This is a genomic window from Okeania sp. SIO2F5 (assembly GCF_010692685.1).
Classification (GTDB): Bacteria; Cyanobacteriota; Cyanobacteriia; order Cyanobacteriales; family Microcoleaceae; genus Okeania; species Okeania hirsuta.
In genome coordinates, this window is the sequence record NZ_JAAHGU010000175.1 from 1 (window position 1) to 13,222 (window position 13,222).

General features: G+C 36.9%; 12 protein-coding genes and 1 pseudogene. 3 read left to right on the forward strand and 10 right to left on the reverse strand.

Translation table 11 applies throughout. The features are described 5' to 3' along the window. Window positions 1-126: 126 nt before the first annotated feature. The 8 genes from F6K27_RS29670 to F6K27_RS29695 form a co-directional block, all read right to left on the reverse strand. Window positions 127-690 (reverse strand): ATP-binding protein, encoded by a 564-nt coding sequence (locus F6K27_RS29670; protein WP_287279524.1) that lies wholly within the window; start codon window positions 688-690, stop codon window positions 127-129. After that, a complete protein-coding gene (locus tag F6K27_RS29675) occupies window positions 677-2,182 on the reverse strand; it encodes a hypothetical protein (protein ID WP_287279525.1) in 1,506 nt (501 codons plus the stop codon). The genes F6K27_RS29670 and F6K27_RS29675 overlap by 14 nt, the downstream gene beginning before the upstream one ends. A 200-nt stretch (window positions 2,183-2,382) precedes the next feature. Then, on the reverse strand, window positions 2,383-3,045 hold the full coding sequence (locus F6K27_RS29680; protein ID WP_287279526.1) for a hypothetical protein: 663 nt from the start codon (window positions 3,043-3,045) through the stop codon (window positions 2,383-2,385). A 118-nt stretch (window positions 3,046-3,163) separates the two neighbouring features. Then, window positions 3,164-3,454 carry a hypothetical protein gene (locus F6K27_RS29685; RefSeq protein WP_287279527.1) on the reverse strand — a complete coding sequence of 97 codons (291 nt, stop codon included), beginning with the start codon at window positions 3,452-3,454 and terminating at the stop codon, window positions 3,164-3,166. Then, window positions 3,451-3,876 (reverse strand): hypothetical protein, encoded by a 426-nt coding sequence (locus F6K27_RS34130; protein ID WP_353736091.1) that lies wholly within the window; start codon window positions 3,874-3,876, stop codon window positions 3,451-3,453. The genes F6K27_RS29685 and F6K27_RS34130 overlap by 4 nt, the downstream gene beginning before the upstream one ends. Continuing rightward, window positions 3,854-4,015, reverse strand: coding sequence for a hypothetical protein (locus F6K27_RS34135; protein ID WP_353736092.1), 162 nt, complete (start codon window positions 4,013-4,015; stop codon window positions 3,854-3,856). The genes F6K27_RS34130 and F6K27_RS34135 overlap by 23 nt, the downstream gene beginning before the upstream one ends. A gap of 39 nt (window positions 4,016-4,054) precedes the next feature. Then, entirely contained in the window at window positions 4,055-4,330 is a 276-nt protein-coding gene (locus tag F6K27_RS34140; RefSeq protein WP_339379539.1) for a hypothetical protein, read from the reverse strand. 92 nt (window positions 4,331-4,422) lie between these two features. Further along, on the reverse strand, window positions 4,423-5,415 hold the full coding sequence (locus F6K27_RS29695) for an AAA family ATPase (RefSeq protein ID WP_287279528.1): 993 nt from the start codon (window positions 5,413-5,415) through the stop codon (window positions 4,423-4,425). Window positions 5,416-5,472: 57 nt separating this feature from the next. Between F6K27_RS29695 and F6K27_RS29700 the strand changes: the two are divergent. Both F6K27_RS29700 and F6K27_RS29705 read left to right on the forward strand, forming a co-directional pair. Beyond that, window positions 5,473-6,158, forward strand: a pseudogene (locus F6K27_RS29700) (IS1 family transposase). 336 nt (window positions 6,159-6,494) lie between these two features. Next, on the forward strand, window positions 6,495-6,668 hold the full coding sequence (locus F6K27_RS29705; RefSeq protein WP_287279529.1) for a hypothetical protein: 174 nt from the start codon (window positions 6,495-6,497) through the stop codon (window positions 6,666-6,668). Window positions 6,669-6,934: 266 nt separating this feature from the next. On the opposite strand, the gene F6K27_RS29710 is transcribed toward F6K27_RS29705, so the two are convergent. Next, window positions 6,935-8,305, reverse strand: a complete 1,371-nt coding sequence (locus F6K27_RS29710; protein ID WP_287279530.1) for a spondin domain-containing protein — start codon at window positions 8,303-8,305, stop codon at window positions 6,935-6,937. A gap of 806 nt (window positions 8,306-9,111) precedes the next feature. After that, window positions 9,112-10,014, reverse strand: coding sequence for a glutamate racemase (murI, locus tag F6K27_RS29715; RefSeq protein WP_287279531.1), 903 nt, complete (start codon window positions 10,012-10,014; stop codon window positions 9,112-9,114). 1,430 nt (window positions 10,015-11,444) lie between these two features. On the opposite strand from murI, the gene F6K27_RS29720 reads away from it, so the two are divergent. Next, window positions 11,445-12,833, forward strand: a complete 1,389-nt coding sequence (locus F6K27_RS29720; protein WP_287279532.1) for an ATP-binding protein — start codon at window positions 11,445-11,447, stop codon at window positions 12,831-12,833. Window positions 12,834-13,222: the final 389 nt, after the last annotated feature.

The following is a 13,222-nucleotide window of genomic DNA, read 5'->3' on the forward strand; positions in this document are numbered from 1 at the left end:
TGGTGGCCTACTGATGATTTGTCAAGTGCTTGAAGAGTAGCGATCGCGGTAGCGTTGCGTAGCAATATCGCTCCGGGCAATTATTTTTCTTCCTCCTCTATTATACACAAACGATGCTACCGGACATTATATCATTTCTTCAAGAGCGTGCAACCCGGCGAAAGCAAAAGCAATTTTCGGACTCATCTGCACGAACCCCCGCAATACTGCCATGAAGTTAGGGGGGAGTTGTTGGGCGTTAATTAGGTTTTCAATTTCTTCAAATTCATCGAGGGCAATAATTAAGCCTTTGTTCTCTAATTTTTGAATTGCCTGTTTTAAGTAGAGTTTAAAAGTTCGTTGGGGAAGTCTCAGAAATTCGTCTGTGTCTGGAGGGGGAAAGCTGAGAGCTGCTGAAATTTCATCACCTATTGCTAAAAATACCTCACCCATTCCCTCAGAAATAGCTCCTAAACCTTGGAAGTTAACATAAACAACTTGAATATCTGAACCGGAACAGTTAGCAACATTCCGCAGAATAGATGTTTTTCCCATGCGACGATGACTGTAGAGAACAACAGACTTTAGCTGAGAATTCATTACCCACAGTTCCTTAAGCTGTCTCATAATATCTTCCCGACCTACAGATAAGTTTTCCTCTACTGGATCGCCAATGACATAGGGATTTTCTATAGGTTTAGTAGTAGACATCTCCGAAATTTGTGGCAATGCTTTCTAAAGCTTCTTCCCAAGTTTGAGCAATATCAAGAATTAAACCTCGTTCTGCTTGGGGAAGTGCATCAGCATTATCTAGAATTTCTTTTAATTGACCTATAGCTATAGCAAGGGGAAATGCACGAGCTGACTTTGAGGTAGCTTTTACAATAAGTTGCGTATCTTCAACAACGCGACACAAACCTTTGAGTGCTTCCCAGGTGGCAGGGCGTAGACGAGGTTCAGGTGGAAAGTTGGGAATTTGTACTTCGGCAATAGCATCAGGAGATGTTACTGCTCGAAATTGAGTTATGGTTTGAGCTAGTAGAAACATTTCCTTGCCGTAGGAGAGAGAGCGTACTTTCTCAAATGCTGCTGTCGCTGCTTCAGGTCTTTGTTTGTAGAGATGCCAGAAACCTGTAGCAACTTCATGAGATACAGACATAAGAAGTTTCCAGTCATAGGGATTTTCTGCTAGTTGAGCAACTCGATCAACAATCTGTTCTTGAGGAAGTTCTGCTAAAACCTGATTGATAGTATTGACAACCGGGGTAGATTGTAAGCTATATCTTAAAAGTTGATCGATATTTTCTAAAGCTACTTGCCAATCTTTTCTCAACCAAAATTTGATCTGATTTGTCAGTAAAGGTAGAGGAATAACAGTGATTCGAGGTAGCAGCAAACTAGAATTATGAATAGATATTAAGTATAGTGGTATCCCAATTAACCAGCTTTCTGGACGCAAAATCGCCAAGCCATACGCCACGGGGAACACCACGCCGAAAGCCACGCCGGACATCACGCCGGACGTCACACCGAAGATTATGGCGAAAATTACACTGAATTTCACACTGGCATTTATAATGATATTCACAGTTTTGGCTACACTTTCTGCCATGCCTCCCGAAAAGTAGAGCGCCACACCTCCTACCACACCAAACTCCACACTTCCTGCTACGCCGAGCGCCACGCCTAACACCGCACTTCCCGCTGCAACCCTCACTACGCCTTCCGGAAAGTTAAGCGCTATGTAGAGCGCCATGTCGAGCGCTACGCCTAACACCACGGCTAACACCACGGCTTCCGCTACGCGTTTCGCCACGTCTCCCGGAAGGTCGAACACCATGCTGAACACCACGGCTCCCACCACACCTCCCGCCACAGGAAACCAATCAATAATAGAATTCGTTCGCAGCAGCAATATATAAAACAAATAGGGAACACAAATAGTCAAAATTAATCCCTGAAACAATAATTTCAAATGGTTAGGATGCTGACACAAAAATTCTAGCTTGCTTTGCCAGGTTGTTTGTCTTGCAAAACCTTCTCCCCCCCCGTAATTTTCCACATACCACGGCAACGCCTGGGGAAAGAAAAACACCCAATACAGTAACCGCAAATAATCCAAGGGATTCCAAATATAGAGGGGTCGCTTCAACTGTGGCGCTAGATCGAGACGGGGAACAGAGTCATTGTTTTTTTTCATCATTGTTTATCGAATCTATTTGGATATCCAAGCTGTTTTATAAGTTGTTGGGTTTCCTGACATCAACTACTGTTTTCATAAAGTTATGACATAAGCCTGAATTCTCGATCCCCCCCTGCCCCCCTTGGAAAGGGGGGAGCCAGAGGAAGAAATTTTATTTTTCCAGGTTTGGGGAGATAACACTCTTCTATATCCCCCTACTTTCAAGGAATTTGGTGGCTCGAAAGCCCCCCTTGGAAAGGGGGGTTTGGGGGGATCACATCCAAAATTCCCACAAGCACATCAACCAAAGCCTCTACATCCCCAGGAACTCTCAAAGAATCAATATTTTGCTGAATTAAACGTTGTTTTTTATCCAAAATACCAAATATCCAAAGTTCCCCCATAGTGACACAACCAAAAATTAAATCCTGCTCCGGTTCCCATTCAGATAATGCAATTAACTCCACAGCTAACTGCGTAAAACCCCGCGTCATATCCTCATGTTTTGCTTCAATTACTAACAGTTGAGAATTAGATTGTAGCAAGTAATCAAGATTACCCTTTAACCTTTCATTCACACTCAAAGGATATTCAATTCTGAGCTGACATTGACAGTAACGAGCTACCTCTAAAAGTACCGGAGCAATTAAAATTTCTCGCCGTGCTGCCTCACTACTCAAACTAACTAAAGGCAAAGTTTCCTCAATTCGCTGACGTAATTCTGACAAACGTTCCAGTTGCCGACTTGATGTAGGCAAAGATAATCTTGCTCTTTTGAAATTGTAGTCAAATTCAGCTAAAATATCCTCAGTTTCGTAGGGCAACTCAAAGTAAGAACGAAAAGTGTAAGATTTATTTGCCTGAAGAATAGAATGCTTAGACATAGGGAAGTTAAAAGTCAAAAGTCAAAAGTCAAAAGTAAGAATTAACCACATTAAAAAAATGATAACTCTGTAGGGACATTCCATGGAACATCCCTGCCACATTATTACTATAATTTCATCAATTTTCACCTCCAAATCTAGCTAATAATTCGTCACGAGATAAGTGAGATAACTGTAAAATTGTCCTATTAAAATCTTCTTTTGGCAACTCCATAATCTGTTCAAGAATTACCTCTAGTTGGCTATCTAATTTGCCAAAGCGAAATACAAGCAAGCTTTCGAGCATTTCTTGATACCCTTTTTGTCTTCTTAGTTGTATATCTCGTTGTATACCTTGTTGTCTTCCTTCTTGTTTTTCCAACTGATTAACCTCTTCTAAAGCTTGAGCAAAAAGTGGTGATAATCTCATCTATCTCCTCTAAATCTAGCTAATAATTCGTCACGAGATAAATTAGATAACTGTAAAATTAGCCTGTTCAAATCTTCTTTTTGCAACTCCATAATCTGTTCAATAATTACCTCTAGCTGGTCATCTAATTGGCCAAAGCGAAATACAAGTAAGTTTTCGAGCATTTGTCGTACACCTTGTTGTATTCCTTGTTGTACTCCTGACTGAGTAGCTTCTTCTAAACGTTGAGAAAAAAGTGGTGATAATCTCATAATTAACTCCCTATCTTCTGGATCTTTATCTGGATTTGATTCTATATTACTCAGCAAATCTGCTAATAACAATAAAGCATTTTCTCGATGGATATTATCCTTGGGTAATGCTTTTAATTCATCAATGGCTTGAGACTGAACTTTTTCCCTACCTAATATTCTCAGCCACATTTATTGCTGTGCGGAAATATTCTCCTAAAAAGTAAATTTCCGAACACCAGTTTTCTTCATCTAATATAGCTCTAAATCCATCTAATATATTCTGGGAAGCTGTAGGAGTTAATATCCATAATTTAGGATAATCATTCATAGAAATACGAGTTTTATTTCGGTTCGCTTCCCGTTTAATTTATCCTTTAACTTCTAGTAATTTGAGAAGACAACTATCAATTTCATCAGGGGTTACAGGATTACGATAAGGTTCAAATAAAGCTGAAGTTGTAGCCAAGCGACCTAATAATCCTAATTCTTCTGGATTTCCTTGAAGTTGTGGTTGGGGTGAAAACCAAACATCTATTTGTCTGACTTCTCCTCGAACTTCACGAGGTGCTTTTACTTCCCCAATACTTGATAGTAATTCTTCTAAATATTGTTTGGCAAATTGGTCGTGGGGAAATATAGTCATTTCAGTTATTTCAGTTATTATAGGAGGGAATAGGGAATAGGGAATAGGGAATAGGGAATATTTGGAACTATATCTCATAGATTAAAGAAATACTATAGTTTTTTCCTTTCAAATAATTCATAACATTGATGCTTCACTTTACCAGGATAGCCACCACTTGTTTTAATAATCTCTAAAATCTCATCCTCACTAAACTTAATTCCTTGATATTCTTGCTCCAAAAAATTAGCCCGAAGGCGACTCTTAATAAAAGCACAAATAGTTTCCTCATTCCAAGGTTCTAGATATTCTTCAATACAAATATTTTTAAATGGAGAAGTTTTCTCCCCACTATCTGGAAATAAAATATCTAGTCTCTTAGAAGCAGCAACTACCAAACGTAAAGGAGGAACAATATCATTTGCTAAAGCGCGTAACTGACTACGAAGTTGATTGGTAAACCAGTCATAAATCATATTTTCTACCACATCAAGCAACAGTAAAATTCGATATTCCTTGATATTTCTTTTTAATTTATAACCGCTACACTTTTCAATACCAACTTCATCACAAAGAGCTGTATAAAAATCATTATCACTATGAATATGCTGCAAATCTATATCAATTGGCCTTCGAGGTTGCCTGAGATACTGAGTAGCTTTTTGAGCGATCGCCCTCAACAGAGAAGACTTTCCCACTCCACTATTGCCAATAATAGCAACACTACTACCACTATTAAGTACCTCAAAAATTCTATTAATTTCTCGCTCTCTATTAAAAAAGAGCTTTGGATTATCTATAATTCCTGTCAATGGAATAAATGGATTATAAACTTGTTGTTGAGATTCTGGTAAAACATCAAAATTGTTAAAAGTAGAAACTTTTTGTGGAAATTCTGTTAAAATATCAGGATGTTCTTTTCGAGTATACCAAGTTTCATATTCTCTTTTCAGCCAATTGAAGATTTCTTTAGATTTACCTTTTCTATCATGGTCTATATCTTTACAAATAATTTTTAATTGACGAAAAACTGCTTTTCTGTAATATTCAAATGTGTATTTAGAGTAATTACTAAGGAATTGCTCGCGAAATTTTTCTTCCGTCAAATTTTCATTTTTTGGTGTTGCACAATAGAGAATGATATTCTAGCATTTTATTGAGAAATGGACTGTCCTTATTGTCAAAGCCATAAAGTAGTGAAAAATGGTCATCGTCAGGGAAAACAGAGTTATCTTTGCCGTGATTGTGGCCGTCAATTTCGAGATAGCCCCTGTCCTGCGGGTTATAGTTCTGATGTTAAAGAGCTTTGTGTAAAAATGTCCCTTAATGGCATGGGATTCCGAGCCATTGAGAGAGTGACTGGTATTTCCCATAATACGGTCCTTAATTGGGTACGACTTGCACCAAGCACAGATTTGTGATGATAACTATGAAATTCCTGAGACTGCTCAAATTGATGAACTGCAAACTTTTATCGGCTCAAAAAAAACAAAATTTGGGTCTGGACAGTTGTAAATAGCCAAATGCCAGGAATTTTAAAGTTTGTGATAGGCGATCGCTCCGCCACTACCTTTACAGTATTATGGCAGATGATTCACGGTTGGGCTTGTTTTCTCTATATTACAGATGGTTACAAGGTGTATCCTTGCTTAATTGATGATTGCGATCACCTAGTAAGCACCCGCAGCAATGACCAGAGTAGAAGGAGAAAACTGCCGTCTGAGACACTACGCACGCTAGGTTACATCGCAAAACTTTGTGCTACTCCAAGTCCATTGATATGTTGTACAGATCAATTCACTTGTTGATCTATTATTTGAAACATCAACAAATTCCTCAATTCTCCTAATCATTCGTCACTGTGCAACGCCCATTTTTTATGTCAAATATCTTTAAAAAAAATTTTCTATCTTCACCCTTCAAATCAGCTTGGTTAGCAATAGTTATCAAAAATTAATCCCACTGTTCAAAGTTCCCCATCAGCTCAATTAGTACTCTATCCTAATGTAGTATAACTAGAAAATGTACTTTGTAACAAAAGGGTAAATTATTTACTCCAAATTACCTCAAATTACCCCAAATTACTCTTAATTAGAATTAGGGTAGAGTCAAAAAGTCTACCTGTACAGCCAAATAACAATTAGATATCCTGAAATTATCAGTTAATTTTAGGAGCAAAAAAATCATGCAAAAAGAATGTAACAAAAATAATTGCTTGTGGGTAAAAGACCATAACAACGGCAACCATTATATGTGCCTCAAATGTGGTAGAGAACGTTGGTTAAACAAGAGAAAATGGGGATTATATGGGCTATTGATTGTACTAAAAGCAGTTGTTTCTACCCTTTTCCTGGATTGAAATTTCGTGAATAAACAAGCATTAAATTCAGAGGTAAGTAGGTAGCTCTAATTAAAATAGGACTTACACAGTACAACGAATTTTAGTCATTGCGACCCACACAGAAGCCATCTCAAATCCTAATTTTTCGTACCTTATGCGTAAGTCCTGTAAAGGTAAAAAAAAATTGTAGGGGCAGGTTTAATTGAAAGCTTTAACTTAAGCGCGATCGAGTTCTAAAAACCTGCCCTCTAATTATTACTTATAAGTGTAGGTATAAATGGGAACTAAGCTCGCAAAACAAAGTCGTCTGCAGTTAAAGTTACATCAGTACCTACATTAGCAAACTCAGCACCATTACCAAAACCATCTGCAACACCATTTGGATTATAGAACAAACTACCAGTTGCTGTACTCTGAACAATTAAAGCTGAAGAAGTAGCAGCAGCAGCATCTGAGGCAACCACATCAAATTCACCATTAACACTAAATCCTGCTCCAGCATCACTTTGGAGCGCAGCAAAAGTAGTCTTGTCAAGGAGTATCAAGTCTTGCCCTTGATTGAAATCAGTAATTGTATCTACACCTACATCATTCGCAGAAAATGTACTATTAGTGTTGAAGATAAAGCGGTCAATACTCGCACCACCAGTTAGAGTATCGTCGCCAGCACCACCATTGATGCGATCGCGACCTTGACCACCATTTAAAATATCATCACCATTACCGCCAAGCATACGATCGTTCCCAATGCGACCTGCCAAAATATCATCGCCTTCACCACCTCTGAGCAGGTCGTTACCCCTACCACCAACTAACCAATCTCTTCCACCAAGACCATTTAAAGTATCATCACCTCCAAGACCGGAGAGAAAATCCCCTGTATCGGAACCGTTGAGAAGATTCTCACCAGAAGTATCGATCATATTTTGTAAAACACTGATGCGGGCGATTTCATTACCAGCACCATCATCTTCTGTAGTGAAATCAGCGTCAGGACGTGCTTGTAAAATATTCCCTTCTGCATCGCTACCTTCTCGGACACTGCCAATAAAACCAGGGTGTAATAAAACAGTTCCATTTTCATCTACTCCTGTATCTGGAGCTGCTTGAGCTAATGCTGCTGTATTTTCAGGAACTTCATCATTTACTTCTGTTCCTGCATCCCAGATATCTGTTCCATTAGCAACAAAATCTAGTCCTAAGAAATTTCCATTGTCATCAAAAATTTCAAACCTAGTAGGATTTCCATTACCAGTAAAGGCATCATTACTAGGCAGGATCATGGAAGCATAACTAAAGTAGCTACTGCTGTCAGCATTTTCATCCACAGTAAATTGGGCAACACCAATGTCTCCTTGGAAAAAATCCCTAAAATCGCTCCCCTCAACAACTGGTCCTTGAACTATTCCTTGAACAGTACCAGCTCCACTATCGTCAAATTCAGTAGATAAAGTAGTTGTAAATTCACCTGTTGGTTCAATAATAGCATCTTCAGCTAACCTTTCCAAACCAGGAGTAGCAGCTTCACTTGGATTTGAATTAAAAAGGTCAAAGTCTCCATCATGAAATCCCACCCACATCTCGGAGAAGAATATACTACTATCTGCATCTGTTCCAGAAGCGACATTCTGAACTAAAACTGTAATATCAGCCATAAATTTTTTTCCTTAGTAATGACCATATTGATGCACAAGAGTTTAGCATAACAAATACAATTTGTGAATAGATAGGATATATTTATGCCTATATTTTGATACATATAAACTAATTGAACTTGATTAAAATCAACTAATTAAGGCTCAATTGAAATGGAACAAAATAAAAATAATATCTAAAAAAATCAAATTAATCTAGTTTCTACTAAAAAAAATATTTGACGCTGTTGAATACAATGTAAGCCTCAGAACGGCACCAAATCATAGCAAATCTCAAAAACTTTTCTATGTTTTCTTGAGTGGGGCAGTGGGGAAGATGGGGAAATGGGGAGATGGAGAGTGGGAGTAGTAAACATAAGAATAATATACACTTACTGGCTAATAATAGCTATGAACGTCATTGAATCTTACTAATTACTGAATCATTGAAGTTTTGCATAAGTATAGAATTCTTTTTGAGGAGTGCGATAAAAAGAATATTTTAACGCTTGCTATATAGCAATCCTAAATGATTTGTAAAAAATCTAAGGATAATATATAAAAACTCTGAAACTTTTACCCCTGTCCCCTAAATTCAAAGATATTTTTACCCGCAACTGAAATAGGATTGCTATAGCAAGGAACGAGTTGGTTAGGAAATAGACTGATGATCAAACCTAGAAATTCTTTTTCCACTGTTGCCTGTTCCCTCACACCGAGTGCGCTACCAGATGCTAGATTGACTTGCGAATGCGCCCACAGGTGGCGCTTTGTTCAGACCTCTGTCGCACCCCGCGGTGTCGCACCGCTGTTCCCTGCTATATGAATCAAGCGACAGATTCAGATTTAACTGTTACTCTTTCCACTTCTAAACAAACTTGCTCTACTATCGGAGTAAAACCCAGGAATAGCTGCACCTTTTTTGCAAATTCTTCTGGGTTACCACTGACATAGAAGTTAGTACAGTGTGGAGGGCGATCGCTTGATATCCCCAAACGTTGAAGTTCCCGAGCAGCAGTGCTAACAACAGCAATGGCAGGGTCTACTACCTGTACTGAATTGCCTAAAATTTGTCTAAATAGATGAAGTAGATGGGGATAGTGGGTACAACCTAAGATCAGGGTATCTATCTGTTGTGCAATTAGGGGTTTAAGATATTGTCGCACTACTTCAAAAGTATACACATCATTAATGCGGCCTTGTTCAATTAATGGTACTAAAGCAGGCGCCCCTACTTGAAATACTAAAACTGAAGGATCTAATTTAAGAATAGTATTTAGATAAGCATTGCTGTTGACTGTCTGTCGAGTGGCGATGACACCTATTTTTTTGTTCCCTCTGTTGACAACTGTATTTGCACCAGGTTCAATCATACCAATAATGGGAAAATTGTATTCAACTGCTACTCGATCTATTGCTGCAGCAGTAGCAGTATTGCAGGCAACGATCACCATTTTTACACCCTGATGTTGCATCCATGTTAGCACTTGACGTACAAATAGTACGATTTCTGCCTGAGATTTTGTACCATAGGGGAGTCGTGCTGTATCAGCAAAATATATAAAGGTCTCTCTGGAGAGTTGGCGATATGATTCTTTTAAGACACCAATTCCACCCACACCACTATCAAAGATGCCAATTGGATATCTTTGTAGTTGTCTAGATTGAGTTTGCCCTGGGTAAGAGGTAATATATTTACCCTTATTAAATTGATAAAAAATATTTGTCATCGTTACAATAGAATTGACAAAAAATAGTAGGTTTGGAGCCAAACCTTGCTAAATAGGAATAAATTAGGGTTAGCATCTATGATTTGCTGCTGACCCTTTACCTTTAAGCACTATAGTGTTGATCGAAACCGGATTTAGTATGAATCTTAAATCTAATTATTGAGATTACTCGTCCTGGTCAAAAGTTTTTTTAAAAAAGTCACAAGTCAATTTAGAGGTATTCCTCATGGAAAACACAAGGGCAAAAATTTTATTTATAGTAATAGACAGGTAGGTTAGGACTTATGCTGATGATGATCCGAATGTTTTCCCGCTGTTCCCAGATCCGGTGTTCACTACTTATATAGTTAAAGATAGGGAGATGGGGAAATGGGGAGATGGGAGCATTTTTCTACCTGTTTGGTGCGCGTTCCCTTCTCTTGGTCGGCGTTCCCATGGCAAGGACACCGTTCCCTACGGTCCCGGAACGGGAACGCCGGGTTCCGACAGCTTGCGCTTAAGGGCGGCACGGGGTTGCATCCGCTTTTTCCCCTATTCTCTAACTGAATTTCCTGACTTTACCAGGACTGAATTCTGAGTTTTATGCCAAAAGCACATACCGCGTGCAAAGATATCAAATGGGTTCTACTAAGAAGTATTTGATTTAGCTCTGTAAATAAGGAATTTTACTCTATTTTATGAATTAAGTAACTCTCAAGCATTTTATTAATAATCAATATTCTTTAGCTAATAATTTTGATTGATATTCACAGATGTCTAATACTTTTTTATTTAAAATTGCTATAAATGGTTTGAAGTTATCATCTATCAATAAATTTTTATGCATAATTATATAGAGATAAATAGCCCAAAATAATTTGATAAAAATTCAGATAAAGATTATTTTCAGGCAAAGAAAAAGTTAAGGAGATGATGAAAACTATAAAGAAATTTATAGATTTTATATGTTAGTTTAGTATAAATACTTAAGTTGAAGTAAAATGGAAAAATAAATAGTTTTTAATTGTTGTAAAATATGTTTATATTTGTCTTTTGCGAATTCAAGAATCTTGGCAATTAACTCTTCAATAAATAGGCAAAGGTATATTTGATTGGAACATCAAGACAAACGAAATATTTTATTCAACAAACTGAAAAGCAATTTATAAGACCTTCTGACAAATAAATTGTCTACTGATTTTTAAGCTTATAGAGATTAGTAATGTTAAACAGGTTTGGGAGTAAACTCAGGTGCTTCATCCTCAATTAGTAATGCTTTTATTGCATAAAATTAAATTTATTTAAAAAAATTGGTATGATAAAACCATCAATATTTATCAGTTATTACTTCATCTGGAACTGTATTTTAAGTCACTCGGTATCTTAGCTAAAAAGATTTAAGAACAAATTACTCAAACTTTACAATAGTCATTAATTATTCTTTATTACCTATGTTTTCTTACTTAAATAACCATCTTGATTTAGGTTCCACTGTAAAAGATTTACAACTTCATAGTATCCGGGTTGAAATTGATACATCAGGAATTAGTTTAGCTAAAGTTTTTGAAGAAAATCCCCTACTTCCAGGTATTATTTTAACAAAATCGGGTAAATTCATTGGTATGATTTCTCAACAGCAATTTCTCAAAACGTTGAGTCGCCAATATGGAAGAGAAATTTTTTTAAATCGTTCCGTTAAGGTCTTATACGACTTTATTAAGTCTGAATTATTAATCTTCTCAGGAGATACACCTATTGTAGATGCTGCTGATAAAGCAGTAAAGAGACCTCAAGAATTTATTTATGAACCAGTTATTGTAGAAAATTCTCCAGAAGATTATCAAGTTTTAGAAACTCAAAAATTACTTATTGCTCAATCTTATATTCATCAACTTGCTAAAGATTTATTACAGAAACAAACTCAAGCACAACTAATTCAAACTGAGAAACTTGTAATGTTAGGACAAATGGTAGCAGGTTTAGCCCACGAACTGAGAAATCCAATTAATTGTGTGGCAGGTAATTCTAAGTTTATGTCTGGTTATTACCAAGACTTTCTTAAATTGATTAATACTTATGAGAAAAATATTCCTGAACCAATAAAAGAAGTTGAAGATTTAAAAGAAGATATTGATTTTGAATTTGTCAAACATGATTACTTGGAGATGATGAATAGTATAGAAATTTCGGCTGACCGGATGATGCAATTGGTTAGTAGTCTCCGCAATTTTTCTCACATGGAAGGTACTAAACGCAAAGAAACAAATATTAATGAATGTTTAGATGGTACTCTATTAATTTTAAAGAATCGTTGGAAGGTTAGTGGAGTTGAAATTATTAAAAATTATGGGGATTTACCGTTGATTTTGTGTCATTCTGGTCAAATTAGTCAAGTGTTTATGAATTTGATTACGAATGCTCTTGATGCTCTAGAAGAGTATCAAGAAAAAGAAACTGATAGTAGACCAGGTAAAATATGGATTCATACTAAAGCTAAAGATTTATCTGAAAATACAGATCAAAATGTGGATAAATCTGCTCATGACATAGAATTAAATTCTAATTATCAGATGAAAGGTAATGTAACTTCTACTGAAGATTCTAAAGAAATTTATGGTTGGCTCTCAATTCGTATCGTTGATAATGGTCCTGGTATTGCCTACAAAATTCAAAAGCAAATTTTTGATAGATTTTTTACTACAAAAGCTATAGGTAAAGGTACTGGTTTAGGACTGGCAATTAGTTATCAAATTGTTGTTGATAATCATCAGGGAAAATTACATATTAACTCAACTCCAGGAGTAGGAACTGAATTTGAAATATTGTTGCCTATAAAGTAAAACTTATGAGGTTAATTAGGGCTTGCTGATTAAATCTAAAAGCATTGACATATAAAGACTAAAGAATTTTTGGAGTCGAATTGCAGTGCAAATTTTTCACCTCTTTATGCTCAAAAAGGAGTGTATTTTAGGCGCATAGTTGGGCAGAAAAATCATTCTTACAAAACGCCCGCTCCTACCTCCTATAAATTCCAATTTCTCCTGTCTCCTGTCTCCTGTCTCCTGTCTCCTACCCCTACCACTCATACTTTTTCAGCAAACCCTAGGGCGTGTCATCAATTAAAAAATTGACAAAATGGGTATTGTATGCTCTAGGTCGATGGCGATCGCTATGCTAATAAAATGACAGAAGCTGCCAAATAAATTCCTCCTAGGAAGTTAACCGAACG

What these genes read in the sequence shown, in the direction of transcription:
- murI (WP_287279531.1), bottom strand. Translation starts at nt 10,014, where the DNA reads ATGACAAATATTTTTTATCAATTTAATAAGGGTAAATATATTACCTCT.
- F6K27_RS29680 (WP_287279526.1), bottom strand. Translation starts at nt 3,045, where the DNA reads ATGTCTAAGCATTCTATTCTTCAGGCAAATAAATCTTACACTTTTCGT.
- F6K27_RS29720 (WP_287279532.1), top strand. Translation starts at nt 11,445, where the DNA reads ATGTTTTCTTACTTAAATAACCATCTTGATTTAGGTTCCACTGTAAAA.
- F6K27_RS29670 (WP_287279524.1), bottom strand. Translation starts at nt 690, where the DNA reads ATGTCTACTACTAAACCTATAGAAAATCCCTATGTCATTGGCGATCCA.
- F6K27_RS29705 (WP_287279529.1), top strand. Translation starts at nt 6,495, where the DNA reads ATGCAAAAAGAATGTAACAAAAATAATTGCTTGTGGGTAAAAGACCAT.
- F6K27_RS34140 (WP_339379539.1), bottom strand. Translation starts at nt 4,330, where the DNA reads ATGACTATATTTCCCCACGACCAATTTGCCAAACAATATTTAGAAGAA.
- F6K27_RS29675 (WP_287279525.1), bottom strand. Translation starts at nt 2,182, where the DNA reads ATGATGAAAAAAAACAATGACTCTGTTCCCCGTCTCGATCTAGCGCCA.
- F6K27_RS29710 (WP_287279530.1), bottom strand. Translation starts at nt 8,305, where the DNA reads ATGGCTGATATTACAGTTTTAGTTCAGAATGTCGCTTCTGGAACAGAT.
- F6K27_RS29685 (WP_287279527.1), bottom strand. Translation starts at nt 3,454, where the DNA reads ATGAGATTATCACCACTTTTTGCTCAAGCTTTAGAAGAGGTTAATCAG.
- F6K27_RS34130 (WP_353736091.1), bottom strand. Translation starts at nt 3,876, where the DNA reads ATGTGGCTGAGAATATTAGGTAGGGAAAAAGTTCAGTCTCAAGCCATT.
- F6K27_RS34135 (WP_353736092.1), bottom strand. Translation starts at nt 4,015, where the DNA reads ATGAATGATTATCCTAAATTATGGATATTAACTCCTACAGCTTCCCAG.